At 68.4% G+C, this 26,382-nt stretch carries 24 protein-coding genes; 14 read left to right on the top strand and 10 right to left on the bottom strand.

The annotated features are described in order from the left end of the window. Nucleotides 1–344: 344 nt before the first annotated feature. The 5 genes from GSQ87_RS05720 (at nt 345) to GSQ87_RS05695 (ending at nt 5,494) form a co-directional block, all read left to right on the top strand. A complete protein-coding gene (locus GSQ87_RS05720) occupies nt 345–743 on the top strand; it encodes a rhodanese-like domain-containing protein (RefSeq protein WP_158914155.1) in 399 nt (132 codons plus the stop codon). Between the two features lie 94 nt (nt 744–837). Next, a complete protein-coding gene (locus GSQ87_RS05715; protein WP_158914153.1) occupies nt 838–1,278 on the top strand; it encodes an Rrf2 family transcriptional regulator in 441 nt (146 codons plus the stop codon). A gap of 130 nt (nt 1,279–1,408) precedes the next feature. After that, nucleotides 1,409–4,054, top strand: coding sequence for a M1 family aminopeptidase (locus tag GSQ87_RS05710; RefSeq protein ID WP_216839036.1), 2,646 nt, complete (start codon nt 1,409–1,411; stop codon nt 4,052–4,054). Nucleotides 4,055–4,137: 83 nt separating this feature from the next. Beyond that, on the top strand, nt 4,138–4,326 hold the full coding sequence (locus GSQ87_RS05700) for a hypothetical protein (protein ID WP_158914149.1): 189 nt from the start codon (nt 4,138–4,140) through the stop codon (nt 4,324–4,326). Between the two features lie 79 nt (nt 4,327–4,405). Continuing rightward, the gene (locus GSQ87_RS05695; protein ID WP_158914147.1) at nt 4,406–5,494 is read left to right on the top strand and encodes an aromatic ring-hydroxylating dioxygenase subunit alpha; all 1,089 of its coding nucleotides are present in this window, start codon (nt 4,406–4,408) and stop codon (nt 5,492–5,494) included. A 2-nt stretch (nt 5,495–5,496) separates the two neighbouring features. Here GSQ87_RS05695 and GSQ87_RS05690 read toward each other — a convergent pair whose 3' ends face one another. After that, a complete protein-coding gene (locus GSQ87_RS05690) occupies nt 5,497–6,396 on the bottom strand; it encodes a LysR family transcriptional regulator (protein ID WP_158914145.1) in 900 nt (299 codons plus the stop codon). Between the two features lie 136 nt (nt 6,397–6,532). Between GSQ87_RS05690 and GSQ87_RS05685 the strand changes: the two genes are divergently transcribed. From GSQ87_RS05685 to GSQ87_RS05670, 4 genes are all read left to right on the top strand, one after another. After that, nucleotides 6,533–7,714 (top strand): FAD-dependent monooxygenase, encoded by a 1,182-nt coding sequence (locus tag GSQ87_RS05685; protein ID WP_158914143.1) that lies wholly within the window; start codon nt 6,533–6,535, stop codon nt 7,712–7,714. Between the two features lie 104 nt (nt 7,715–7,818). Beyond that, nucleotides 7,819–9,258 carry an MFS transporter gene (locus tag GSQ87_RS05680; RefSeq protein ID WP_158914141.1) on the top strand — a complete coding sequence of 480 codons (1,440 nt, stop codon included), beginning with the start codon at nt 7,819–7,821 and terminating at the stop codon, nt 9,256–9,258. A gap of 212 nt (nt 9,259–9,470) precedes the next feature. Then, nucleotides 9,471–10,502: a sulfotransferase gene (locus tag GSQ87_RS05675; RefSeq protein ID WP_158914139.1), complete on the top strand. Its 1,032-nt coding sequence runs from the start codon at nt 9,471–9,473 to the stop codon at nt 10,500–10,502. Nucleotides 10,503–10,522: 20 nt separating this feature from the next. Further along, the gene (locus GSQ87_RS05670; protein WP_158914137.1) at nt 10,523–12,478 is read left to right on the top strand and encodes a tetratricopeptide repeat-containing sulfotransferase family protein; all 1,956 of its coding nucleotides are present in this window, start codon (nt 10,523–10,525) and stop codon (nt 12,476–12,478) included. Here GSQ87_RS05670 and solA read toward each other — a convergent pair. Together solA and GSQ87_RS05660 are read right to left on the bottom strand one after the other, a co-directional pair. Further along, the gene (gene solA, locus GSQ87_RS05665) at nt 12,470–13,618 is read right to left on the bottom strand and encodes an N-methyl-L-tryptophan oxidase (RefSeq protein WP_158914135.1); all 1,149 of its coding nucleotides are present in this window, start codon (nt 13,616–13,618) and stop codon (nt 12,470–12,472) included. The two genes, GSQ87_RS05670 and solA, sit on opposite strands and share 9 nt — an antisense overlap. A gap of 29 nt (nt 13,619–13,647) precedes the next feature. Continuing rightward, nucleotides 13,648–15,033 carry a M1 family aminopeptidase gene (locus GSQ87_RS05660; protein ID WP_158914133.1) on the bottom strand — a complete coding sequence of 462 codons (1,386 nt, stop codon included), beginning with the start codon at nt 15,031–15,033 and terminating at the stop codon, nt 13,648–13,650. Between the two features lie 412 nt (nt 15,034–15,445). On the opposite strand from GSQ87_RS05660, the gene GSQ87_RS05655 reads away from it, so the two are divergent. Beyond that, complete coding sequence (locus GSQ87_RS05655) at nt 15,446–15,655, top strand: cold-shock protein (RefSeq protein WP_158914131.1); 210 nt, start codon at nt 15,446–15,448, stop codon at nt 15,653–15,655. Nucleotides 15,656–15,769: 114 nt separating this feature from the next. On the opposite strand, the gene GSQ87_RS05650 is transcribed toward GSQ87_RS05655, so the two are convergent. Beyond that, nucleotides 15,770–16,969 (bottom strand): PHB depolymerase family esterase, encoded by a 1,200-nt coding sequence (locus tag GSQ87_RS05650; RefSeq protein WP_158914129.1) that lies wholly within the window; start codon nt 16,967–16,969, stop codon nt 15,770–15,772. Nucleotides 16,970–17,142: 173 nt separating this feature from the next. Further along, nucleotides 17,143–17,556, bottom strand: coding sequence for a hypothetical protein (locus GSQ87_RS05645; RefSeq protein ID WP_158914127.1), 414 nt, complete (start codon nt 17,554–17,556; stop codon nt 17,143–17,145). 587 nt (nt 17,557–18,143) lie between these two features. On the opposite strand from GSQ87_RS05645, the gene GSQ87_RS05640 reads away from it, so the two are divergent. Continuing rightward, complete coding sequence (locus GSQ87_RS05640; protein WP_158914126.1) at nt 18,144–21,296, top strand: TonB-dependent receptor domain-containing protein; 3,153 nt, start codon at nt 18,144–18,146, stop codon at nt 21,294–21,296. Nucleotides 21,297–21,589: 293 nt separating this feature from the next. Beyond that, nucleotides 21,590–21,850, top strand: coding sequence for a hypothetical protein (locus GSQ87_RS05635; protein ID WP_158914124.1), 261 nt, complete (start codon nt 21,590–21,592; stop codon nt 21,848–21,850). Nucleotides 21,851–21,856: 6 nt separating this feature from the next. Here the strand turns inward: GSQ87_RS05635 and GSQ87_RS05630 are convergent, their stop codons facing one another. From GSQ87_RS05630 to GSQ87_RS05610, 5 genes are all read right to left on the bottom strand, one after another. After that, complete coding sequence (locus GSQ87_RS05630; RefSeq protein ID WP_158914122.1) at nt 21,857–22,141, bottom strand: YciI family protein; 285 nt, start codon at nt 22,139–22,141, stop codon at nt 21,857–21,859. 135 nt (nt 22,142–22,276) lie between these two features. Next, a complete protein-coding gene (locus tag GSQ87_RS05625) occupies nt 22,277–22,669 on the bottom strand; it encodes a hypothetical protein (protein ID WP_158914120.1) in 393 nt (130 codons plus the stop codon). A gap of 91 nt (nt 22,670–22,760) precedes the next feature. Further along, the gene (locus GSQ87_RS22425) at nt 22,761–23,219 is read right to left on the bottom strand and encodes a hypothetical protein (protein WP_216839034.1); all 459 of its coding nucleotides are present in this window, start codon (nt 23,217–23,219) and stop codon (nt 22,761–22,763) included. A gap of 300 nt (nt 23,220–23,519) precedes the next feature. Further along, complete coding sequence (locus tag GSQ87_RS05615; protein ID WP_158914118.1) at nt 23,520–23,759, bottom strand: hypothetical protein; 240 nt, start codon at nt 23,757–23,759, stop codon at nt 23,520–23,522. Between the two features lie 147 nt (nt 23,760–23,906). Beyond that, complete coding sequence (locus GSQ87_RS05610) at nt 23,907–24,335, bottom strand: CHRD domain-containing protein (protein ID WP_158914116.1); 429 nt, start codon at nt 24,333–24,335, stop codon at nt 23,907–23,909. 357 nt (nt 24,336–24,692) lie between these two features. On the opposite strand from GSQ87_RS05610, the gene GSQ87_RS05605 reads away from it, so the two are divergent. Together GSQ87_RS05605 and GSQ87_RS05600 are read left to right on the top strand one after the other, a co-directional pair. Next, the gene (locus GSQ87_RS05605) at nt 24,693–25,811 is read left to right on the top strand and encodes a sensor histidine kinase (RefSeq protein WP_158914114.1); all 1,119 of its coding nucleotides are present in this window, start codon (nt 24,693–24,695) and stop codon (nt 25,809–25,811) included. Then, nucleotides 25,808–26,266, top strand: coding sequence for a response regulator (locus GSQ87_RS05600; RefSeq protein ID WP_158914112.1), 459 nt, complete (start codon nt 25,808–25,810; stop codon nt 26,264–26,266). Before GSQ87_RS05605 ends, GSQ87_RS05600 begins: the two co-directional genes overlap by 4 nt. Nucleotides 26,267–26,382 lie beyond the last annotated feature (116 nt).

Here is a 26,382-nt window from a genome sequence, read left to right as displayed (position 1 = left end):
CGAGCCGAGGCAGCATTGCTCGCGCCGAAGCCGGGCGGCGGAAACCGAGAAAATCTGGCCCGCCGCTCAATTCCTATAACAATGGTGGGATTTTGGCTCGATCCCTTATCCCCGCCCTGAACCGCACAACGAGGTCGGCGACGAATGTGGAATGCGCGCGGTCGAGCTTTCAAATCTTCTGATCTGCGGATGAGAGACCCTGATTTGCCAATCCACCGCACCGATGAGATCGTCGCCTATCGAAAGGAATGCATGGCCCCTCTGGGTAGGCGTCCAGAATTGCCCGTGGCGTCTTCTTCTGGAGACTGTGACTGCGCCCTTGAGAGTTGAAGCCGAGGCGTCTCATGCCTGCGTACGACTATACCGACATCCGACGCCTGGCCGCCGACGCGCGCACGCGGATCACCGAACTGACACCTGACGATGCACGCCTGGAGATCGCGCGCGGGGCCCTGCTCATCGATGTCCGCGACGACGTCGAGTTGCTGCAAAACCCGCCGCTCGCCTCCGCCATCCACCTGAGCCGCGGCCAGCTGGAATACACCATCTCCGAAGTCTTGAGCGACAAGGACACCCCGCTCGTACTTTACTGCGCCGGCGGCAATCGGGGCGCGCTCGCCACTGAAAGCTTGCAGAAGCTGGGCTATACTCGCGTCTTCAACCTCGAAGGCGGCCTGCGGGCTTGGCGGCTCGAAGCCGGCCAGCGCTGGCTCTACACGGATCGCAAGGCTTTGGTTGGGTGAGGGCGAGCTAGGCGCCGTTGCCGCCGCGACCGCGCCGCTCTACAGCTGAGCGACGGCCCAGGCAGGCCCCCGCCGATCGCACGAAAAACGCCATATGCTCTCTCAACGCGGCCGCTACGCTCTCAAGGCGCTGCTCGATATCGCCCGGCATGGGGGCGCGCGCCAGGTCAGCGCCATCGCGCGGGACGAGTCGATCTCCCGCAAATTCCTGGAAGCGATCATGTCGGACCTGCGGCGAGCGGGGCTGGTCGAGGGGCGTCGCGGGGCGCAGGGCGGATACACGCTCTCGCGTCCGGCCGACCAGATCAGCTTCGCCGATGTGGTCCGCGCGACGGACGGTCCCCTCGCCATGCTGCCCTGCGTCAGCCTGAACTTCTATCAGAGCTGCGAGGACTGTCCCGACGAGACGAACTGCCTTCTCCGCCACGCCTTCCTCGATGTTCGAGACGCGACGATACACATCCTGGAGCAACGAACCCTCGCCGCCGCCCTGGGGGGAGCCGAGGCCCGCAAACAGGCTGTCGCGGACGCCTGACGGACGGCGGGGACGGGCGCGATATTCCCGTTGCCGGCTTCCGGGAATTGACCGAGAACGGCCTAGCTCGTCCCTATCCGGAAGCCAGACATTGGATCACAGCAACCGTCGAGGCTTCCTGGGCGCGAGCATGGCGGCCGCGTTCGGATCGTCGGCCGCCCAGGCCGCGTCGCCCCGGCCGAACACATCGGCCAGACACGCCGCCCCGCAGACCGCCACAGGCCGTCTGATGCAGCCGGGGATCGCGCACGAACTGGCGCTTTCCCGGGCCACGACCCTGGCCGATGTCCACTATGACCTCGACCTGGACCTGACCCGGCCGGACATGGCCGCCGGCGCCGTGCGCATCGCCTTCAGGCGTCGGCGCGATGCGGGCGACCTGGTGGTCGACTATCGCGGCCCGACCCTGGACGCCGTGCGGACGAACGCCAGCGCCGTCGCGAATCTCGAGTGGCGGGACGGACACCTGCGGCTCCCGGCGCATCGCCTGAAGGGCGGCGTGAACCTGGTCGAGGCGCGGTTCACCACGCCGATCGCGCCGACCGGCGCGGCCATCATCCGGTTCGACGACCGCAGCGATGCGAGCACCTACCTCTACACCCTGCTGGTGCCCTCGGACGCCAACCTGCTGTTCCCCTGTTTCGACCAGCCCGACCTGAAGGCGCGCATCCGCTGGCGTATCCGCGCGCCCGCGGAATGGACTGTGGTGGCGAACGCCCGTGTCGAGGCCCGCGACACGGCGGCGGGTTCGACCACCTGGACCTTCGCCCGCACCGAGCCGATCCCCACCTACCTGGCCGCCTTCGCCGCCGGCCCCTGGACCGAGTGGGGATCGGCGCCGACCGGACAGCGGCCGATCACCCTCTACGCCCGCAAGTCCCGCCGCAAAGAGGTGGATGCGGACACCATCATCAAGGCCAACCGCGACGCGGCGCATTGGCTGGAGACCTGGTTCGGCGTCCCCTTCCCGTTCAGCAAGCTGGACGCCGTGCTGGCCCCCGCCTTCCCGTTCGGCGGGATGGAGCATGTGGGCGAGATCTTCTACAACGAGAACAGCTTTATCTTCCGCGAACCGCCGACGCTCACGCAAAGACTTGGGCGCGACGCCACCATCTACCACGAGGTCAGCCACCAGTGGTTCGGCGACCTGGTCACCATGCGGTGGTTCGACGACCTGTGGCTAAAGGAGGGTTTCGCCACCTACATGTCCGCCCGCATCCAGGCCGAGTTGCAGCCGCAGAGCGAAGCCTGGAAGACCTTCTATATCCGCAACAAGCCCGTGGCCTACGCCGCCGATTCCACGCGCGGGACCAACTCGGTCTGGCAACCCCTGGCCAATCTCGACGAGGCCAAGAGCAATTACGGCCCGATCGTCTACAACAAGGCCCCCTCGATCATAAAGCAGCTGGCCTTCCTCGCCGGCGACGACGGCTTCCGCAGAGGCCTGCATCTGTTCCTGACCCGGCACGCCTACGCCAATGCGACCTGGCGCGACCTGCTCTCCGCCGTCGAGACCACCTCCGGCGTTTCGCTCAAAGCGTTCGGCGACCAGTACATCCTGCGGGCCGGCATGCCACGGGTGGAGACGCGGCTGGAGACGCGCGGGGACAAGGTGTCCCGCCTGACCCTGGCGCAGAGCCCCGTGCGGGCCCTGCCGAACGATCCGGGCGGATGGTGGCCGATGAAGGTGCAGGTGCGGCTGGGCTACCGCGACCGGCCCGACGTGGTGCTGCCGGCGAGCTTCGAGGGCGACACCGCCACCGTCGCCGGGGCCGTGGGCCTGCCCGTTCCGGACTATGTCTGGGCCAACGACGGCGACTACGGCTACGGCCTGTTCCTGCCCGACGCGCGTAGCGCCGCCTGGATCGCCGCCCACGTCGGCGAGGCGCGGGACGGGCTGCTCCGGGCCATGCTCTGGGGCGCCCTGTGGGACCTGGTGCGCGAGACCCGCCTGCCGCCGGCCCGCTTCGCCGAGATCGCCCTGGCCGCCCTGCCCCACGAACAGGACGAGCAGATCGCCAGCCTGATCCTCAATCGCGCCTCCATAGCCTTGGTGCGCTACGTGTCCGAGGCCAACGCCGCGCGGCTGTTCCCGCCCTGGGAGCAGGCGCTCGCCGCCCGGACCCAGGACGGCGCCCTCGCCTACGGCCTGCGCAAGGACAGCCTGGACGCGCTGGTCTCCACCGCGCGCACCCCGGCCGCCCGCGCCCTGCTGCACGACGATCTGTCCGGAACGCGGCTGTTCGACGGCGCGCCGGTGAAGCAGCTCACCCGATGGAACATCGTCGAACGCCTGCTGGCGGTGGGCGACCCCGGCGCCGAGGCGCTCTACGCGACCGAGATGAAGCACGACGCCACCCCGGAAGCGGGACGCAGCGCCTTCATCGCCCGCGCCGCCACGCCCGACGCGGCGATCAAGCGCGACTATTTCCACCGCTATCTGGACGATCCCAGCCTGAACGAGGAATGGGTCTCGGCCAGCCTCGCCGCCTTCAACGACCCCGACCAGACCGGCCTGACCCGCGCCTTCCTGCGCCCGGCGCTGGAGCGGCTGGAGTGGATTCGCGCCAACCGGCGGATCTTCTTCCTTCCCTCGTGGATCAACGCCTTCGTGCGTGGACAGCGGAGCCCGGACGCCCTGGCCGAGGTCGACGCCTATCTGAGCCGCCGGCCGGACCTCCCCATCGACATCCGGCGCAAGGTGCTTGAAGCGCGCGACGAACTCGAACGCACCATCGCCATCCGCCGCGCCGCCGGAGCCAAGGAGCCGGCCTGATCCGGCGCGGCCCAGAGGCGCGTGATCATGCCGCGCACCCAAAGCCGATCCCCGATCCCGCCGAGCTATGCTATGAAGAGCGGATGAAACCCTTCGTCTTCCGCGTCGATCGTCCAGAGGGCGAGCCCCTGGTCAGAAACCGCAATCTGCCCAGCGATGCGGAGGCCGTGGCCTACGCCCGCCAGTTGCTGAACGACTGGCCCGAGTGCATCGCCGTCGAGGTGCTGCAAGCGGGCGCGCTGGTCGACCGGCTGCGGCCAACGCAATCCTGAGCGGCCGTAAGGGCTTGCAGGGATCGCTTCCGGTCGTGACCTCGCCGCCGGGGACATTTCAGCGGCGAATGGCGCTCCGATGAAGGGCTATCCCTTTCACGACGGTCCGCTGTTCGCCCGAAACCAGTGGTATCTCGCCGCCTGGACGACCGAGATCGGCCACACCCCGGTCGCGCGCCGCATCCTGAACCAGGACGTGATCCTGTTCCGCACCACCGACGACAAGGTGGCGGCGCTCTCCGGCGTCTGTCCCCATCGCTGGATGCCGCTGGCGCGGGCGGAGATCACGCAGGACCTGATCTCGTGTCCCTATCACGGCGCCCGCTTCGATCATCAGGGGACCTGCGTCGCCGTTCCACGCCAGGATCGCGTCCCGCCCGGTTTCGGACTGAGGCGCTATCCTGTCGTCGTCGTTGGCCCGTGCGTGTGGATCTGGCCGGGCGAGGCGGATCGCGCCGACCCATCCCTCCTGCCGGATTCGATGTCCCTGGGTCTGGGACGCGCGGGTTGGCGGACGGACCTGAGCCACCCGTTCCGCCTTGGAGCCCGCGCCCAGCTGCTGATCGAAAACCTGTTCGACGAGGAGCACATCAACGTCGTCCATCCAGCCACCCTCGGCGGCTGCCAGGCGGACGTGTTCAGGGACGCCGAGATCACCGACACGCCGGATCGCTTCGCCATGACCCACCGCACCGCGCCGACGCCGGTCGACGCGGCCATGCGGGCCCTGTTCGCCGAGTTGGGCTCCCACGCCTGTTCCGATCTGACGATCGAGCTGCTCGGCGTCTCGCTGGTCAACAACATAGGCTCGCGCACCTACAGCGCCGACGCGTCGGGCGCTCCGAAGCGCCTTATGGGCCAGATGAACTTCATCCACGCGATCACCCCGGAGACGGACACCACCACCCACTATTTCCTGGCCCAAACCCGCGATTTCAATGTGGAGGATGCGGACCTCAGCACACTGTTCTCGGAACGGAACGCCAAGATCGTCGCCGAAGACGCCGCCATCCTCGAGGCCCTCGAACCGATGATCGACGACTGGGGGGACGCGCGTCAGGAGACCTCGTTCGCCACGGACGCCATCGCCATGCGCCTACGCCACCGCATTCGGCGGATCATCGCCGGCGACCGCGCGGAGGTCGCCTCGGATCGCGCCGCGCCCTGAGGCTAGGCCAGGTTGAAACTGACGGCGACGTCGATGAAGTTGCGCACCAGGGTCAGGTCGATCTCCTTGCGGTGGATCAGATAGAGCGGCAGCGGCGGCAACGCCCCATCCGCCAGCGGGCGATAGACGATCGCGTCGGGGTGCAGCACCTGCATCGAAGCAGGTACGAGGCTCACCCCGCGCCCCGCCGCCACCAGGTTCAGGGCGGCCACCAGCCGCTGGACCTCGTCGACGACGATCGGGACCACCCCCGCCGCCGCCAGCCCGGCCGACACGCCTTCGAAGATGCCGGGGCCGTCCGTGCGCCGATAGACCACCATCCGCTGCCCCGACAGCGCCGCCAGGGGCAGCGGCTCGCCCGGACTGGCCGCCAGCGGGTGCTCGGCGGGGATGGCGGCCACCAGCCCCTCCTGGTCCAGCACGTGATCCTGCAGATCGGGGAACCCCTGGGCGGAGATGTGCAGGAAGGCGGCGTCGATGCGCCGCTGCTGCAGGCCCAGGATCAGCTCGAAGGTCTCCCGCTCCTCCACGTCGATCTCGGCCTGCGGGTAGGCCTGGCGGAAGGCGCGGATCAGTTTCGGCGTCAGCCGATGCAGCGAGGCCGAGCTGGTGAACCCCACCGCGACCCGGCCCTGCTCCCCGCGCGCGAAGCGGCGGACGTGCTCCACCATAGTGTCCACTTCCGACAGGATGCGGCGCGCGTCTTCCAGGAACACGTCGCCGGCGGCGTTCAGCACGATCCGCTTGGGCGCCCGGTCGAACAGGTCCAGGCCCAGCTCCTGCTCGAGGGCGCGGATTTGCTGGCCCAGGGGCGGCTGCTGGATGCCCAGGCGAGCCGCCGCGCGCGAAACCCCGCCCGCCTCCGCCACGGCCACGAAATAGCGCAGATGCCGAAGCTCCACCTCATCTCCTTATATCTCAAAAGTTCATATAATGAACAAAATGGATATTTTACATACCATTTAGGGAAGCCTAGCCTCCTTCGAACACAAGCGGGCCGAAGACAGCGACAGGCTGTCGGGCCGACGGAGGACCTTCATGGCCAAGACCACCCCTTCGATCGCCGTCGTCGGCGCAGGCATGGGCGGCCTCGCCGCCGCCGCGACCCTGCGCCAGGTCGGCGTGGACGTGACCGTCTACGAACAGGCCCACCAGTTCGCCCGCGTCGGCGCCGGCATCCAGATGCTGCCCAACTCCTGCCACGTGCTGAAGGGGATCGGGGTGCTGGACAAGCTGCGCCAGATCGCCTTCGAGCCCTATTCCCACCTGAACCGGGTCTGGGACACCGGCGAGGTCAAGCGCGAGCTGCCGATGCCGGAAAGCCTCTACGGCGCGCCGTTCCTGTGCATGCACCGCGCCGACCTGCACGACGCCCTGCTCTCGGTGCTGCCGCGCGAGATCATCCACCTGAACAAGAAGCTGAGCGGCCTCGAACAGTCCGACGGCCGCGTGACGCTCGACTTCGCCGACGGGACCCGGGCCGAGCACGACGCGGTGGTGGGCGCCGACGGGGTGCACTCCCTGGTCCGCGACATCATCGTCGGGCCGGACGCGCCCCTGCACAAGGGCCGCATCGCCTATCGCGCGGTGTTCGACTCAGCCCTGATGAACGGCGGCGAGATCAGGCCCTCGCGCACCAAGTGGTGGGGGATCGACCGCCACATCGTCATCTACTACACCGCCAAGGACCGCAGCTCGCTCTACTTCGTCACCAGCGTGCCGGAGCCGGCGGACTGGATCACCACCGAATCCTGGTCGGCCAAGGGCGACGTCCACGAACTGCGCGAAGCCTTCGCCGGCTTCCATCCCGAGGTGCAGATGGTGCTGAACGCCTGCCCCGACTGCCACAAGTGGGCCATCCTCGAACGCGAACCCCTGGCGCGCTGGAGCGACGGCCACGCCGTGCTGCTGGGCGACTCCTGCCACCCGATGACCCCATACATGGCCCAGGGCGCGGCCACCTCGATCGAGGACGCCGCCGTGCTCGCCCGCTGCCTGCAGGCCAGCAACATGGAGCTGTCTCCCGCGTTCAAGCTGTACGAAGCCAACCGCAAGCCCCGCGTCTCCAAGATCCAGGCCATCTCCAGCGCCAACACCTGGATGAGCGGCGGCGACCACGACACCTCCTGGCTCTACGGCTACGACGCCTGGCACGTCCCCCTGGCCGCCACCGAGGCGGAGGCGACGGCCAAGGTGCAGGAGCCGGTCAAGGCCGCCTGATCGGGCCATCCAAGCGTCCCGGCGCCGCGTCGCGCCGGGACGCCTCCATACGACCGGTCGCCAAGGCCGGCGCGGCGCAGACGAGGACGTAGGGAAGGAACGGGATGACTTTGGAGGTTTCCACCCTGGGCCCGGCGATCGCATCGCCGGGCGCCGTGCTTTCGGCGGACGGGCCCGGTCCGACGTCCACGCGTGCGGCGGCCCTGATCGCCCGGATCGAGGCCCTGGCCTTCTCGCGCTGGCACATCCGCGGCCGGGTGGTCATGGGCAGCGCCACCTTCCTGGACGCCTTCGACGCCCTGTCGCTGGCCTTCGTCCTGCCGATCCTGGTGGGGCTGTGGCACCTCAAGCCGTTGCAGATCGGCTGGCTGATCGGCTCCAGCTATATCGGCCAGCTCGTCGGCGCCCTGCTGTTCAGCCGCATGGCCGAGACGCGCGGACGCACCTCCAGCGCCGCCATCGCCACCGCCATCATGTCGGTGATGAGCCTGGCCTGCGGGGCGGTGGGCAGCTTCCCGCTGCTGCTGGCCTGCCGGCTGATCCAGGGGATCGGGGTCGGCGGCGAGATGCCGGTGGCCGCCGCCTATATCAGCGAGCTGTCCCGCGCCCCCGGCCGGGGCCGGTTCTTCATGCTCTACGAGCTGCTGTTCCCCATCGGGCTGATGGCCACCGGCCAGGTCGCCGCCTTCGTGGTGCCGGCGTTCGGCTGGCGTAGCCTGTTCCTGATCGCGGGCGTGCCCGGCCTGATCGTCGCCGTGCTGATCGCACGCCTGCCGGAATCGCCGCGCTGGCTGATCGGGCGCGGGCGGCTGGACGAGGCGGAGCGCATCGTCGCCGACATGGAGGCGAGCGGGCGGCGCAACGGCGCCTCGGTGGCTCCCACGCCGGCCGCCCCCGTCCCCGCCGCGATCGAGCCGCCCGTCGCGAAGCGGACGCGCTGGACCGAGCTGCTGTCGCCGTTCTACCGGGTGCGCACCCTGGTCGCCTGGGCGCTGTGGGCCAGCGCCTTCTTCGTCTCCAACAGCCTGAACAACTGGCTGCCGACGCTGTACCACCTGCACTACAAGCTGAAGCTGGGCGCGGCCCTGCACATCGCCTCGCTGACCAATGTGGCCCAAGTGATCGTGCTGCTGGCCTGCGCCTTCTGCATCGACCGCATCGGCCGGCGAAAGTGGACGGTGGCGGCCTTCGCGCTGGGCGCCGCGCTGATGGCGGCCCTGGCGCTGGTCCCACACCAGTCGTTCGTGTTCACCGCCGCGATGGCGACCGCGGCCTACGGGGTGATCGGCTCGGTGGCGGCGGTGCTCTACCTCTACACCCCGGAGATCTATCCGACCCGGATGCGCGCGATGAGCACCGGCATCGCCACCTCGTGGTTGCGGCTGGCCTCGGCGGTGGGACCGGCCCTGGTCGGCGCCCTGCTGAGCAAGGGCGGGACCGGCGGCGTGTTCCTGATGTTCTGCGGCGTCGCCGTCTTCGGCGGCCTGGCCGCCCTGTTCATGGTCGAGACCCAGGGCCGCCGGCTGGAGGAGATCGCACCCTGATCGAGGTGTCGACCAGAAAACGCCCACATCCCAGGTAAAGGTTACGGTTCCGAATCAATCGGGAAATCATGGCGAACTATATGACCTGTAAGAAGCAGCGGTAAGCTTGGTACAGGACTGTGTGAACGGATGGCGGAAGACGGCAGACGCGCCATGTCCAGTCGTCTGCAGATCCTGGGCGCCGCCGTCCTCCAGAGCGGCATGGCGTCCAGATGGTTTGTGGACCCCACGCTGGCCGCGAGCCTGCGGCGACCGCCGCCGCGCAAGCCGCGCGGACCGCAAGCTTCCCAATGATTGCGGACCTCGATCCCGAACAGGATGAGCCGGTCTTCGTCTGCGGCGCGCACCGTTCGCGCAGCACCTTCCTGCAACGCCTGCTGAACACCCACCCGCAACTGGTCATCTGGGGCGAGCACGGCGGCTTCATCAACAAGCTGGTGGAGCTGGACCAGATCTCGGAAATCTACCGGGGCGGCCGGGACGACATGACGCCCGACCAGATCTCGATGTTCGCCAGCAAGCGCGTCGAGGTGATGTTCGATTACAATCCCTGGACCAACCCGCTCCAGCGCCAGGACTATCACGACCTCTGCCGCCAGACCCTGTCGTCGGCCTTCCGCCGGGGCCTGGACGCCGGCCAGCGCTGGGGCTTCAAGGAAATCCGCTACAACGCCCCCGCCACCATGGCCTTCCTGGCCAGGCTCTACCCCAGGGCGCAGTTCATCCTACTGCGCCGCGACCTCACCGAGCTGTGCGTCTCCAACATCCTGGTCGACTGGTCGGTGCATCATCTGGCCGAGATGGACGCGGCCACCACCCTGGAGGGCGCGTTCGAGGTGCTGGCGGACTGCGCCTATGGCCTGTGCGCGCTGGAGGCCCAATCCCGCCAGTCCGCCCTCGCGCTCGGCCCGCGAGCCCTGCTGATCGAGGACGGGGAGCTGGTCGAGACGACCGAGCACATCTTCCGCTTCCTCGGCCTGGACACGCCGGACCATCATGCAGAGGCGATGCGGCTGAACGCGCGGATGCGGCTGGGCGAGACGCGCAAAGACCTGTCCGTCGGCCTGCTCACCCAGGGCTTCATCGAGGACCACGCGCCAGACTTCATCGAGGCGGCCCGCGAGGAGATCGATGCGCAGGGGATAGACTTCCCCCGGCTTCGGCGGCAGGCGCAGACCGGTCGGTACAGCTTCCTGGTCGGCGACCACGAGCTTCGCCACACCCACCTGTCCAGCCTGTTCTAGGCCGCGACCGCGTGACGGACATGCCCCCCCTCCAAGACGCGGACGCCGCGACCCTGTACGTCCTGGCGATCGCGGCCTTCCAGCGGGGCGAGGCCGAGGCCGCGCTGGACCTGATCGCCCGGGCGTGCGCGCACCCCGAGTCGCGCACGATCCACCACGCCCACCATGGCGAGATCCTGCTCCGCCACGGCCGCGCGGCGGAGGCCGAGGCGGTCGTCGCCGCCGCCCTGGCGCGCGACCCGGACAACGCCCCGGCGTGGGACCTGCTCGGCACGATCCTGGTCAACCGCGCGGCCCTGGCCGACAGCCGACCCTGTTTCGAGCGCGCGATCGGGATCGATCCCGACTTCGCCATCGCGCACAACAACCTCGCCTTGGTCCTGCAGCGCCTCGGCGAGCTTGACCTGGCCGAGACCCATTACCGGCTCGCGCTGCGCCAGTTATCGGAGGTCGCGGGCATCCAGCTCAACCTCGCCATCCTGCTGCGTCGCCGGGGCCGCGACCGGGAGGGGCTGGCGATGGTGGAGGCGATCCTGGCGACCGCGCCCGCCATGATCGGCGCGCGCCTGCTGGCGGCGGAGTTCGAGAGCGTCCTCGGCCGCGATCTGGCGGCGCTCGACCACCTGGACCAGGCGGTGGCCCTGGCCCCGGACCAGGTCGACGCGCTGGTCCGGCGCAGCCTGATGCTATGCCGGCTCGCCCGCTCGGACGCGGCCCTGGACGACAGCGACCGCGCGCTCGGCCTCGCACCGGGGAACGGGGCGGCGCTCCACACCCGCGCCCTCGCCCTCCAGGGCCTCGACCGGACGCAGGAGGCGCTGGACGCCTTCGCCCTCGCCCGGCAGGCCGTGGCCGAGCCGGCCCTGCTGATCGCCCACCACGCGCTCCTGCTGGCGGAACTGGGCCGCAAGGCCGAGGCGCTGGCGGAGCTGGACGAGGCGCTGCGCCTGCAGCCCGAGCTGATCGACGCCTGGTACGCGCGCGCCAACCTCAGCCGCTATTCGGCCGGCCACCCGGACCTGGCGCGGATGGAGGGGCTGGCCGACCGGCCTGAGGCTACGCCGCGCGACCGGCTGCATCTCGGCTTCGCGCTGGGCAAGGCCTATCTCGACCTCGGCGACGGCCCGCGCGCCTTCGCCCGCCTGCATGTCGGCGCTGGGCTGAAGCGCACGACCATCGACTACGACCCCGAACACGAGGCGGCCCACCTCGCCGCGATCGCCGACACCTTCAGCGCCCCCCTGCTGTCACGCAGGCGTCCGCCGGTCGACGCCGATCCGCGACCCATCCTGGTCTTCGGCATGCCCCGATCCGGCACCACCCTGGTCGAGCAGATCCTGGCCTCCCACCCCGCCGTCCACGGCGCCGGCGAAAGCGCCCACCTGGCCGATCTGGTGCAGACCGAAGACCTGATCGCCCGCGCGCCGGCCCTGCCCGCCGACGCCTTCCCCGCCCTGGGGCGGCGCTATCTGGAACGGCTGGGGGCGAACGCGCCGTCGACCGCGCGCCTCGTCGACAAGACGCCGTCCAACTTCCTGTACGCCGGCCTGATCCCCCTGATCCTGCCGGGCGCGCGGATGATCCACTGCCGCCGCGATCCGCTGGACACCTGCCTGTCGATCTACTCGCTGCTGTTCACGCGCGGGCACGAATACAGCTACGACCTAACCGAGCTGGGCCACTACTACGGCCTGTACCGTCGGCTGACAGCCCACTGGCGCGGGACCCTGCCGGCCGAAAGCGTGCTGGAGATCGACTACGAGGCGCTGGTGCGCGAGCCCGAGGCCCAGGTGCGCGCGATCCTGGATTTCTGCGGCCTGCCCTGGGACGAGCGCTGCCTGCGCTTCCACCAGACCGAGCGGCGCGTGACCTCGGCCAGCCGCGATCAGGTCCGCGCGCCCATCCACACCCGCAGCATCGGCCGCGCCCAGCCGTTCCGCCCCTGGCTGCAGGCGCTGGAGGCCGCGCTAGGCTAGGCCGGCCGCGCCAAGGAACCGGTCGGGCCGGAACAGCGCGATGGGTTTGTCGGTGGTCCGGGTCGTGGCCAGGTCGGCCAGGACCTCGCCGATGAGGCTGGCGAACTTGAAGCCATGCCCCGAACAGGGCGAGGCCAGCACGATTTGGGCCGCCTCAGGGTGCAGACCCAGGACGAAGTGCTCATCCGGCGTGCGGGTATAGACGCAAGAGGTCGACCGCCGCACCGCACCCGCCGCCGCCGGCACGAGGCGTTCCAGCACGCGTCGCAGCGCCGCCGTCTCGGTCGCGCTGGCGGCGGCGCGCGGGGCGTCCGCATCGTCCAGCACGCCTTCGGGACCGTGCAGCCCTGCCTTGACGCCGCTGCCGCAGATATCCGGCAGGCCGTAGATCATCGCCTCGCCGGTATCGAGCAGGAAGGCCGGCATCCGGTCGGGCGTCACCAGGGCGGGCGCGGTCGGGGCGAACCAGGTCTGGGTCTGGCGGGTCAGGGTCAGGTGCGGCTTCAGCTCGGGGACCAATTCGCCGATCCACGGGCCGGCGGCGATAATGGCGGCGCCCGCCTCGACGGTTTGGCCGTCCTCCAGCTCGACCAGCACACCCTCGCCCTTGGGCGTCACCCGGCGCACGCGCGCCTGGGTGTGGACCGTCGCGCCCAACGCCTCGGCCGCGTCCACCAGCAGCCGCACCGCCTTCTCCGGCTCCAGCACCCCGGCGTCGGCCTGGAACAGGCAGTCCCAGTCGGAGGGCAGGTCGAAGGCCGGGAACCGCGCCACCGCCTGGCGTGGGGTCAGAACCTCGTGGGCGATGTCGTGCTGCACCGCCGAGCGAAGCGAACTTTCCACGCTCGCCGAGCCCGCGATCCCGGCCTCCAGGATGCCGGTGCGGGTCAGCACCCGCTGGCCGGTATGGGCCTCCAGCCGCCGCCAGCCCTCATAGGCCAGCCGCACCAGCGGCACATAGGCGGGGTCCTCGAAATAGGCCATGCGGATGATGCGGCTCTCTCCGTGCGAGGAGCCGCGATCGTGGCCGGGCGCATAGCGGTCGAACCCGACCGCGCGACAGCCCCGCTGGCTGAGAGCGTAGAGGCTGGCCGCGCCCATGGCGCCCAGCCCGACAACGGCGACGTCGTAGGAGACCATGGCTCGTCCTTACGCCGCCGCGCCCGATCTCAAAAGCCGGCGGGTCCGCCGGACGCCGAGGCCGGATCGCCGAACACCCACTGCCGGAACATCGGCGACAGGTCGCGCCCGCTCGCCGCCTCGAACGCGGTCTCCAGGTCCCGGGCCGTGACGCTGCGCCCGGCGTTGGCGCGGGTGTAGTCGCGCAGCCCCTTCCAGAAGGCCGCCTCGCCCAGCTCGGTCCGCAACGCGTCGAAGAACACCACCGCCTTGCCATAGGCGATCCGGCGCTTGTCCTTCAGCGTGGGATAGTCGCCGCCATAGCTCAACGGCACATCGAGACCCGCCGCCTTGGCCGCCACCCAGTCGCCCTTGGCGCTGGCGATCTGGCGGTCGTAGTCGGCCCGGCCCCAGCGCTGCTCCTTGTAGGCCGCGACCATGAAGCTGGTCAGGCCCTCGTTCAGCCACAGCTCCTTCCAGTCGGCGCAGGTGATCAGGTTGCCCCACCACTGGTGGGACAGTTCGTGGGCGACCAACCCGTCCTTGTGCGGGTCCTTCAGGATCGGCGCGACATTGTCTTCGCCGATCATCGTCAGGGCGGCGTCCTCCTGGGCGGCGTCGTCGCTGGCCAGGACCTGGGTGTAGCGACCTTCGGGCAGGGGCACGCCCGCCTTGGACTCATAGAAGGCGATCATCCGCGCGGTGTCGGCGAACATGGCCTTGACCCGCTCGGGCGTCTCGTTCCGATAGAGCACCGACAGGGCGCCCGTCGCGTCCAGCCGCGCGCGGGAATAGCGCCCCGCCGCGAAGCCGTAGAGATAGCTGGGATAGGTCCGGTCCTCGCGCCAGCGCCAGACCTCCCGCCCCTCGCCCGCCGGCCCACGCGACACCAACCGGCCCGGGGCGACGGCGTCCATGCCCACGGGCAGGGTCAGGGCGAACGACAGCGTGGCCCGGTCGCCCGGACGCGCGTCGTCGCAGATCATGACTTCGCAGGTGAAGAAATTGGTGTGGATCTCGTCGGCGTCGAAGGCCACGTCCCGCTTGGGCCGGCCGGCGAAGCTCATCACCAGGGTGGCCACCTCGCCCTTGCGCAGGGGCCGGGCCAGATGGAACACCCGCCGCTCGCCCTCGATGGCGTTGGAGACCGGCGTCCCGTCCGCCAGCACCGCGTTCACCGCCAGCGGATCGGGTGTGAACGCCAGCGTCCGCACCCCGTCCGCCAAGCTCTCGAACCGCAGGCGCTCGACGCCAGCCACCGTTCCCGCCGCGAAGTCCGGAACCAGGTTTATGTCGCAATTCAATGACTTGAAGGTCACGTCGGTCGGCGTGCCCATGACCGCCGCCTGCCCCAACCCGGCCGCGAAAAGCACTGCGCCCATCGCCAGCACGCCCAGACCGGGACACGGAAATGGAGAGCGGAAACGACGGGCCATCGCCGCCTTTTCCCACGCGCGCCGACGGCCGTCGAGGCTGGTTAACGCCGCCTCACAAGTATCAAGATGATCAAGGAACAATTCAAGTGCTCGGGAGTTGGCTGCTCTTATGCCGAGGCGCCCATCCTTGCATGTTGCGTCGCAACACATGCCCTATAGTCGGCTTGCGACCCCGTTTCTTCGACCGGCCAGAGACGTCCGAGAGCAGCGCCATAACAAAGCCGTGACCGGTTCATGCTTGTCATCAGCCCCCGACTATGGCATCTCGTTCGGATCGAATGCCGTTTTGGTTCGGTAGTTCTCCACGTTCGCTCTTTGGATCGAGCTTCCGAGTCCGTCGCCATCCTCATCGCCCATCCGATCGCTCGACCGATTGCGGATCGAGTGTTCTCGAACTGAAAGATATATCCATATGGCTACCGGTGTTGTGAAGTGGTTCAACCCGACCAAGGGGTTTGGATTCATTCAACCCGACGACGGCGCCCAAGACGTGTTCGTACACGTTTCCGCCGTTGAGCGTTCGGGGATCGGTTCCATCAACGAGGGCCAAAAGCTCTCCTACGAACTGGAACGCGATCAACGCAGCGGCAAGATGTCTGCCGCCCAACTCAAGGCGATCTGATTGATCGGCTCGTCCAGTCGCCTGGGTTTCCCGGACGGCTGGACGAGCACCCTCTCCGCCGCGCCCTGACCGGACGCCGCGTCGAGACTTCCGCCAGCTATCCAGGCCGCCGCGTTATTTCAGCAGGCCCGCGCTGCGCAGGGCGTCGGTGATGACCTTCCCGACCTCGCCCCCCGAACCCGCTTCCAGACCCCAGCCCGCCCAGATGCCGCCGACTGGCGCGCCTTCGTCGTTCGACGGAGCCGGCTTATCCGCAACCGCTCCCCGAGTCGTCTTGGAGCCAGTCGTCTTGGCCGCCCGCGCGCCCGATCCCTTCGCGGCGAGAGCGTCCGAAGCCAGCCCCCCCGAAGCCAGACCCCAGGCCTGGGCGATCTCCAGGCTGGAGGAGATCCCGACCTCGAGCAGGTAGGGCCCAGGCGTCCCGCACCCGTCGACCCCGTCGCCGTCCAGCACCGCCGCGCCCACGGGCGTCCCATGGGCCATGCCGGCGATGCGGTTCAACTCCACCGCCGCCTGCCCGTCCGCCCCGCGCCAGGCGATACGGCGGCGCCCGTCGCCCAGATCGACCTCTTCTCCGCCCGCGTCGTCCAGACCATGGACGTCGAGCCACTGGCTGACCAGCTCGTCGGCGACGCCCGGGCGCACCGTGGTGTCGCTGTCGCCCTGCCAGATCGAGACCCGTGGCCAGCGACCGGCATGGGCAGAGGCGGCGCGCACGGCGTCGCCCCAGGCCTCGGGCGTGCGACGCGTCGCATTGCCCATCGCGCCGAACGCCTCCTGCATGTTGGACGCCGATCCATAGGGGATGCCGGCGATGATCGCGCCGGCCGCAAACGTCTCGGGATAGGCGGCCAGCATGACGTTGGCCATGGCTCCGCCCGCCGACAGGCCGGTGACGAACACCCGCCGGATGTCCAGGCCGTGGTCGGCGACCGCGCAGCCGATCATCTCGTGGATCGAGGCCGCCTCGCCCGCGTCCCGCGCCACGTCGCCGGACTGGAACCAGTTGAAGCAGAGGTTGGGGTTGTTCGAGCGGGTCTGCTGGGGCGCCAGCACCACGAAGCCGTAGCGATCCGCCAGGGTCAGCCAGCCGGCCCCCTCGGCATAGGCCTCCGCCGTCTGCGCGCATCCGTGCAGCACGACCACCAGGGCCGCCCTCGCGGGCAGCAGGTCGGGGGTATGGATCAGCATGCGCAGCGCGCCGGGGTTGGGACCGAAGTCCGTCACCTCGTGCAGATGGCTTGGCCGCAGCTCCTGCTCGGCCAGACGGCGCCGACGCAGGGCCAATTCCGCCACCGTGTCTCCCAGGCTCATGTCGATCGGCCTTTCCAACGCGCGGCATTCGCACATGCAACATATACGCATTGCAGTGCAGCATAGCCATGCGACGGAAGCGTTTTATCGCACGTCCAGCCGGGCGCGCGCCTAGGAGACACCGATTCTATTGGGACGGACTGTACGACGGCCGACCGACGCGGCGGGACGGACTAGGATGCGTCGGCCCCGCAGACGTGGCGGGGCGCCGACCGTGGGCACGAGCGGCCGGTCTTCAGGTTGATGAACAGCTTGGCGTGGGGGTCGTAGCGCCAATGGTCGCCGTCTTCGTCGACGCCGACGAAGATGCCGGCCGGGTAGAAATCCACCCGCCATTTCTGGCCGGTGTCGTCGTTCACCGCCTTGATGTAGCCGCTGACGCAGCCCCCGGCGATGGTGACGTGCTCATGCGAGGTCTGGTCGTACACCGTCCTGGGATGGGCGCTGCGAAAGCCTAGACGGGGGCAGTCGTTCCCCGAGCCCACCCCGACGAGTCCACCGGGCGAGCCGTAGAACACCTGCGCCGTCGCCACGGCGGGCGACAGAGCCAGCACGGCGCCCATCAAGGCCTGGATACCTGTCTTCATGACCGACGCCTCGCAAACTCAACTTGCTTGCAAGACTATACCGCAGAAGTTGCAGTCTGACGTTTCCAATTTGTATGCGCGGCGAAACACCCGGCTCGACCAAGACAGGAGCGATCCCGCGGAGGGCCGAATCCCCGGGGGGACGAGCGATAGCTGAGCGTTCCGTAGTCTCGCGGGGCCTGGCGGGCGGCGGCGATGCGTCCGAATCTGGGCGGCTTTGCGGTCGACTCCACATTCTCCCCGGAGCGGGGATCATGATCTCGGATCGATAAGTTCAACCCATTTCCGCCCTGAATTGCGCGCGTTTGCACATTATCTAATCACTCCACTCAGAAGAACTCGCCCGCGACCGTATGGCGTGATGACGTTCGTCACCTTGTCTGTGATCAAACTCAGGCGCTCATTTTTGAGACGTCCAGACGTTAGGCGACCATTGCACCTCGCGGTGCTTTGGCTTCATCGACGCTTGAGCAGATCTGCGTGTCCAGTTCGCCGCTGAGAGCGGACGGGAGGCGTGGATTCGGGAATACGAGCCAGCAAATACGGGGACGACACCGGCCAACCGGTGGAGACGAGAGGGGATCATCTTGAAGACCAACGTCATGCGCGAGCGACTGCTCGCTTCCACGATCATGTTCGGGGCCGCCGCTCTGTCGATGACCGCCAGCAACGCCTCCGCACAGGCGATCCAAACGGCGCAGAACACCACGCCGACGCCCACGGGCGCGGTCGAAACCGCGGCGCCGGTCGCCGGCGTGCCCGACGCCAACTCCACCAAGGAAGTGGTGGTCACCGGCTCTCGCATCGCGCAGAAGGGCCTGACCAGCACCAGCCCGCTCGCCGTGGTCAACGACCAGGAGATCAAGCTCCAGGGCGCCACCAACATCGAGAACCTGCTCAACGGCCTGCCGCAGGTCTACGCGGCCCAGAGCCAGTCGGTCTCCAACGGCTCCAACGGCACCGCCACGGTCAACCTGCGCAACATCGGCACCAACCGCACCCTGGTGCTGGTGGACGGTCGCCGCCTGATGCCGGGCGACCCCGGCAGCCCCGCCGCCGACCTGAACAACATCCCGACCCAGTTGGTCGACCGGGTCGAAGTCACCACCGGCGGCGCTTCGGCCATCTACGGCTCGGACGCCATCTCCGGCGTCGTCAACTTCATCATGAAGAAAGACTTCCAGGGTGTGCGCATCGACGCGCAGGGCGGCTTCGCCCAGCACACCAACGGCGCCAACAGCTCGGTCGACAGCGCGATCTCGTCGTTCAACGCCGTCACCCCCGGGGCCAAAGTCACCTATCCGGGCGGCAACCTCGATGGCCGCAACATGGACATCACGGCGATCTTCGGCGCCAACACCCCCGACGACAAGGGCAACGTCACCGCCTACATGGAGTATCGCAACACCCAGCCGGTCGTGGAAAGCAGCCGCTCCTACAGCGCCTGCTCGATCACCAGCGTCATCACCAACACACCGGGCGTGGCCGACACCCACACCTGCACCGGCTCCAGCAACACCAACTTCGGCCACTTCCAGGTGACCTCGCTGACGAACCCCAGCGGGGGGCTCCTCGCCAACCCCGCGGGGAGCGGCGGCGCCGCCAGCCTGGCCAGCCTGGGCGTCAACACCGGCACGCTGTCGGACAACCCCAACGGCAGCGCCGCCTTCGTGCCCTATACCAGCCTGCTGTCCTACAACACCTCCCCGCTGAACTACATCCAGCGCAACGACGACCGTTATACCGCCGGCTACTTCGCCCATTACCGGGTGAACGACCACGTCGACCTGTATTCGGACTTCATGTTCGCCGACGACCAGACCAACGCGCAGATCGCGCAAAGCGGTCTGTTCTCCGGCACCGCCTCGCCGGGGAACAGCACCTTCGCGGTGAACTGTAACAACCCCCTCCTGTCGGCGGCCCAAGCCCAGGCCCTGTGCGGAAGCCTCGCCGGCACCGCGAACCTGGCCCGGCTCAACGCGGCCTACCGCTTCATCAACAACGGCGCCCAGCCCCGCATCGCCGACCTGCGCCACACCGACTACAAGATCGACATCGGCGCCAAGGGTGAGATCGCGCCGGGCTGGAGCTACGACGCCTATCTGCAGTACGGCACCTCGATCAAGGCCGAGGAGTACAAGAACGACGTCTCCACCACCAAGACCCAGAACGCCCTGCTGGTGAACCCGAACGGGACCTGCATGAGCGGGGCTGCGGGCTGCGTGCCGCTGAACATCTTCAGCGCCACCGGCCTGAACCCGGCTTCCCTGGCCTATGTCTACGCCCCGGCCTTCGAGACCGGCGACACCGTGGAACAGGTGGCCAGCGCCTCGGTCACCGGCGACTTCGGCCAGTACGGCATCCGCAGCCCGTTCGCCACGGACGGGATCGGCGTCGCGTTCGGTACGGAATATCGTCGTGAGAACCTGTCGCTGAACACCGACCAGGAGTTCAGCACCGGCGATCTCGCCGGCCAGGGCGGCGCCACCATCAGCAACGCCGGCACCTTCGACGTGTACGAACTGTTCGGCGAAGCCCGCGTGCCGTTGGTCCAGGACAAGCCCCTGATCAAGAGCCTGTCGTTCGACGGCGCCTACCGCTTCTCGCAGTATTCCTCGGCGGGCCGCACCGACACCTACGAAGCCCAGCTGAACTACCAGCCGTTGCGCGACCTGACCTTCCGGGGCGGCTACGCCCGCGCCGTCCGCGCGCCGAACGTGAACGAACTGTTCGCCGCCCAGGCCCCCGGCCTGTTCTCGGGCAGCGACCCCTGCGCCGGCGCGGCGCCCACCGCCACCCTGGCCCAGTGCGAACGCAGCGGGGTCACCGCGGGCCAGTACGGCAACATCATCCAGTGCCCGTCCGGCCAGTGTACCGAGCTGAACGGCGGCAACACCCACCTCCAGCCGGAAGTGGGCGACACCTTCACCGCCGGCGCGGTGTTCACGCCGACCTTCTTCCGGGGCTTCACCCTGACCGTCGACTGGTTCGACATCAAGGTGAGCAACATCATCTCCACCGGCGTCGGCGGCGGCAACGTGACGGTGACCCAGTGCATCGCCACCGGCAGCCCGGTCTTCTGTAGCCTGTTCCATCGAGACCCGGCCGCGGGGACGATCTTCGGCAGCCAGGGTTACGTGGTGGCCACCAAGATCAATACCGGCTTCCTGCGCACCGAGGGCGTCGACGTCGCGTCGAGCTACCACTTCCGCCCGACCGACTACTTCAACGTGCCCAATACGGGTTCCTACGACCTCTCGCTGATGGGCACCTACACCACCGAGTTCACCCACCAGCCTGTCAGCGGCGGCGGCACCTACAACTGCGCGGGCCTGTACGGCAGCGATGTCTGCGGCGAGCCGATCCCGCACTGGCGTCACCGCGTCCGCCTGACCTGGAACCCGCCCTATCCGTTCACCCTGTCGCTGGCGTGGCGCTACGTCGGCGGCACCAGCTTCGACGGCAATTCGACCAACACCTTCCTGCACAAGGCCACCCAGGACGCCATCGACGCCAACATTCCCGCCTACAACTACGTCGACTTCTCCGGCACCTGGCGGATCAAGGACGGCCTGACCGCCCGCATGGGCGTCGCCAACCTGGCCGACAAGGACCCGCCGATCGTCGACTCCGTGACCTTCCCTGCGGCCAGCGGCGGCGTCGCCAACGGCAACACCTTCCCCGGCATCTACGACTCGCTGGGCCGGACCTTCTTCTTCGGCATCACCGCCGACTTCTAAGCGTCCGGAAATTGTCTCCGACAGGGGGCGGCGGCTCGAAAGGGCCGCCGCCCTTTTCTTTTTGGCTGTCCTTAACGTTGAGTGTTGGGATGTGCGTCCTTCGAGACGCCCCTTCGGGGCTCCTCAGGATGACGGGCCTTGGTGGGTCGCAGAAACCTTCGTCATGCTGAGGCGCGGCGAAAGCCGCGTCTCGAAGCACGCAGCGCCTCTGCGCCCCGTCCCGGTGCGCCATGGCCTTTATTTCGACCGTTCCGCCCGTCACCACTGCACGCCAAGCCAAGCGGGAGACGTCCATGTCCGAAACCTCAACTCCCGACGCGGATGTGCGCCTGTTGGCGCAGGAGCGTCTGCTCGACGCGGTGATCGGCCTGCTGGCGCTGCGGGACCCCGGCTTCATCACCGCCCTGAAGGCTGTGGTGATGGACACCGCCCTGTCGCGCAGCGACGGGCCCCACGACGGCGCCTCGCTGCTGCACCACGTCGCCCACCGCCTGCGGGAGGCGGACCTGTTCGCCGAGGAGCACGGCGGCGGCAGCCGGGCGCTCGAAAACTAGCCCGGCCTAGCGCGGGAAACCCACCTCGGGCCGGAACTCGCTGACCTCGGTGCGGCTATACAGGCCGGCCTCGGTATAGGGGCTGACGCGCAGGAACTCCTGCGCCGCCGGGAAGTCCACCGCCTCGATGATCAGCAGCACCCCCGTCCGCTCGCCGTTGGCGTCGTACAGCGGGCCGGCGAGATGCACGCGGTCGGTCCGCTGGCGCAGGTGTTCGTTGTAGCGCTCGTGGATCTTCTGTCGCTGGACCTCGGCGTCGGGTCCGAAATAGGCGGCGATGGCGAACAGCATGAGAGGTCTCCCCTCTCGATCAAACGCCGCGCCGCGCCAAAGGCTCACCGAATAAGCCGCAGAACCCTGCCGGGCCGTTCAGATCGCCGCCGGGCGGGAAAGGCGACTGCACCCTACCCGCCCGGCCGACGCCCGCTACCAGGGCCGCTGGAAGCCGTTGTCGTGCAGCCAGTGGATCTTGTCGGCCAGTTGATCGAGGCGCGCTTCCAGTTCGGCGGTCTCGTTGTCGGTCAGCTGGTCGCCGTCGTGATGGCCGCGATAGTGGTCCTCGTCGTGCTTGATGCGGTCGAGTTCGTGGCGTACCCGATCCGCCTCACGCCCGTCGATGGAGCCGTCGTCCTTGGCCTTGTCGATGCGGTGGGAGAGCCATTCCTCGCGCTGCTTCAGGGTGAAGTTCCCCCGCACGCCCGGGGCGACCGCCTGCGCCGGCATGCCGGCCTCGTCGGGCTGGACGTGGGTATGGGCGGAAGCGGCGAGCGGGAAGCCCAGGACGGCGGCCGCACCGATGGCCAGAAGGGTCCGTTTCATTTTTTGTCCTCTTATCATGAGGCCATGAAACGCCCGAAGCGGCTCCAGGGATGCGGGGCGCATGCAAAGCAGGGGGCGTGTGGGCGGAGCCCTAGCCCCCGGCCCGTGCCTTGACGGTGCGGTTGCGCAGCCAGCGCGGCCGGCCCTTGCGTCCCGCCTCGTCGCGGTTCAGCCGCTCGACCAGATCGGCGGCGGCCTGCTCGTCGGGGGCGGTGAACAGGAAGCGGTCGTCGCGCGCATGGAGGAAGCGGCCACGCACATGCAGGGGGAAGTCGCCGGGGCTGAGCTTCATCGGTCCTCCACCCTCATCCGGCCCGCCGCCCGTCCCCGCGCCGAGACGGCTGCGTCGCCGCCAGCTGGCCAGGGCCACCAGGCTCCAGACCCCCTCGACCAGGCCGAACGGCCAGGCGCCCTGGAGGAAGCCATAGGTCGAGCCCAGCATACATGCACCGGCGAACCCCAACGTCCACCAATGCGACCGGCTGTCCAGCGCATAGCAGACCAGCATGGCGGAGACGGCGAACAGGCCAAAGGCGGTCAGGGCGTTCATACCCCCTCCTACCGCCCTGCGTCCGCCCGCGCGATATGCGTCGCCTTTACGCCCGACGATGAACAGCGCGAGACGAAAACCGGGGAGACGCGGCCAAGAAGGGGAGGAGAGGCTCGGCCTCTCCATCCCAGTCGATTGACCGACTGCACCGGGGGGTTCGTCCTATCCGGAACCAGGAAACGGCCGGCGGAGGACAATGGCGCAGCTAATCTATATCTACCATGGATTGCTCAACAATGTCTTGCACTATTGTGGCGATTTGAAGCGTCCAGCGCCGCATTCCGCATCCATTACGGCGGCCTAGTGCGGGCCGATGCTGTCGGTGGGGCCGGCGGTGGGATCGCCGTCCGGGCCGGTGGGGGCGATGGCCGAGCCGCCGCCGCGCGGGGTGATCCCTGGTTTGCCGATCTTGGCGGTCTCGTGCTGGCGCTCGGCCGCCTTCAGCCCCGCGACCCCGGTCGGGGGCTCGCCCAGCGGGCCATAGCCGTGGCACCCCGAAAGGCCCGCCGCCACCGCCAGCAGGATGACAGTCCCGAACATCTTCATCGCCGCGCGCCCCAACCCTCAAGTCCCAGACCCTGAGGTCCCAGACGCAACGGCGGGGCGACGCGGGCGTTCCGTCCGCGCCCCCGATCAGGTCCCTACGCCGCCGCTCCGCAACCCGAAGCGGCGGCGTAGGGGTCGATGTTACTGGGCCGCCATCACCTGGCCGCGGATTTCGCCGCCGGGATGGGCCTTGGTGTGGATGTTGAAGTACCACTTGCCCGCCGTCAGGTCGGCGATCTCGGACTCGTTCAGGGTCGCCGTACCCGAGATCGGGTTGGCCACGTTGTTCACCGGAACCATCACCCCGGCGTTGACGCCCGGATCGGCGGGGCCGTGGAAGTGGGCGGCGGTGGCCGGGCCGGTCAGGCCGGAATAGGTGGCGTGATAGGTCAGGGTCTTGCTGGCGGTGTCCAGGTCGGCGGTCAGCGCGCCCTGCCCGGCGCTGTCGTTGGCGGGGACCTCGTCGGCGCCCTTGAGGGCCGCTGAGAAGTGCATGACCTGGGCCTGGGCGGCGCCGGCGGCGGCCAGACAGCAGGCCATGGCCGCGACGGCGATGATCTTGAGCGACATGCGATAGGTTTCCCTCGGGTTGGATCGACGGCCGTCGCCCCGAACCGCGCCCGGAGGGATCAGCCAAGCTCCGCTCGCCCCGCCCGCGCCGCGATCAATCCATGATTGCGGCAAGGACCGAACCGAGCCTCCCGACATCCCACCCAATTCAGGCGGAATGACGCCATCCTCCAACGAGGCCTAAGCTGAGGTTCGCGCGTGGCGATGTAGATCAACGGCGCAACTTCGCGGGCCGGCGACCGTTCTAGATTTACGCGACCGATCCCGAGAGCGTCGTTTGACACTTATTCCGACCCTCGCGACTACCCGGCCCTTGGCTTTCGCACCGCGAGCCGCCGGTTTTCCCGAAGGCTCGCCATGCCCGCCCAAGACCATAGCTCCGAAGATGTGGCCCTAAGTCTGACCTTCGCGGTTGTGACGTCGTCGCCTGCGCCGCTGTTGCTCCTGGACGGGCAACTCACGGTCATCGCGGCAAGCACGTCGTTCTGTGACGTCTTCGGCGCCGATGTGGCTGAAATAACGGGTCACCCCCTCTACGCCCTGGACGCGGTCAGATGGGACAGTCCCGCACTGCGATCCTTGATGACAGCGACCGTGTCGGGCCAGGGCGCGCTCGGCGCCCGAGACATCGATCTCAAACGCCCCCGGCAGCCGGTTCGCCACCTGATTGTCCAGGCCCGGCGGCTGACCTATCTGGATCTTGAACAGACGCGCATCCTCGTCGCCGTGTCGGATGTGACGGAAGCGAGGGCCGATGCGGCGCTGAAGGGGGAGGCGCTGCTTGAGAACAGCGTGCTGTTGCAGGAGGTCCGCCATCGGGTCGCCAACAGCCTGCAGATCATCGCCAGCGTGTTGCTGCAGAACGCGCGAAAGACCACGTCGGACGAGACCCGCGGCCATCTCAAGGACGCCCACCATAGGGTGATGTCCGTGGCCGCCCTCGAGCGGCTGCTGTCCACCTCAGAGGACGGCGATGTGGAGGTGCAGACCTACTTCACCAGCCTTTGCGAAAACATCTCGGCCTCGATGATCGGTGAGATCGATCAGATCTCATTGACCGTCGAGGGCGGCGACGGCGTGATCGAAGCCAGGACCTCCGTCAGCCTTGGCCTGATCGTGACCGAACTGGTGATCAACGCGCTCAAACACGCCTTTCCCGATGGGCGGCCCGGAAAGATCACCGTCGACTACAATTTCCATGGGCCCAACTGGATCCTGTGCGTACGCGACGACGGCGTCGGCATGTCGCTAGGCACGCCGCTGCGGGCAGGTCTGGGTACGAGCATCGTCCAAGCCCTGGCTGGGCAGTTGAACGCCTCGGTCGAAGTCACGCCGAAGCACCCCGGGACCCAGGTTTCCATCAAACACACTCGGATCGCCCTGGTGGAGGATGACCCTGAAACGGCGAGCGAGCGGCTCGCGACGGCCGGTCCACCGCTTGCTTCAATAGGCCGACGAACAGAGGAACGATCATGAGCGCGCGGCAAGATGGCAAGACGGCCAAGACCCTGATGATTGTCGAGGACGAGGCCCTGGTGGCGATACTTCTCCGGGACGAGCTGCAGGACGCGGGATACAAGGTCCTCGATCTGACAGACCGTCACGTCGAGGCGCTCGAAGTCGCCAAGGCTGAAAAGCCGGATCTGGCGTTGGTCAACATCCGGCTCGCCGGGCGTGACGACGGCATCGAACTCTCGGCGCATCTGAAGGCTCTGGGGATTCCGGTCCTGCTGATCAGCGGGCAGGTAAGCCGGGCCAGCTCAGCCAAAACCGTGGCGATCGCCTCGCTCCCCAAGCCCTATGACGCCGCCGACATGGTGCTGGCGGTGGCCTACCTTCTGGCGCGTCTGGAAGGCGATGTGTCTCTGCCGAGGCCGGGCAGGCTCGAAGTCTTCGACCAAGACGGCTTCGATCTCGCGCCGGCGGCCTAGGATTAGAGCGACGTTGGTGGATGGAGCGTGCGCCCAGCTCAATGGCTAGGCGGCGGATAGGGTTCGGCCGCCATATCCAAGGTTCCTCCGCCCTGGAGCACCAGCATCGTCCCGTC

Origin of the sequence: Caulobacter sp. S45 (assembly GCF_009765965.1) — a bacterium.
Taxonomy (GTDB): domain Bacteria; phylum Pseudomonadota; class Alphaproteobacteria; order Caulobacterales; family Caulobacteraceae; genus CAHJWH01.
The sequence above is the reverse complement of the archived record's forward strand: the minus strand, read 5'-3'. Positions and strand labels throughout refer to the sequence as shown.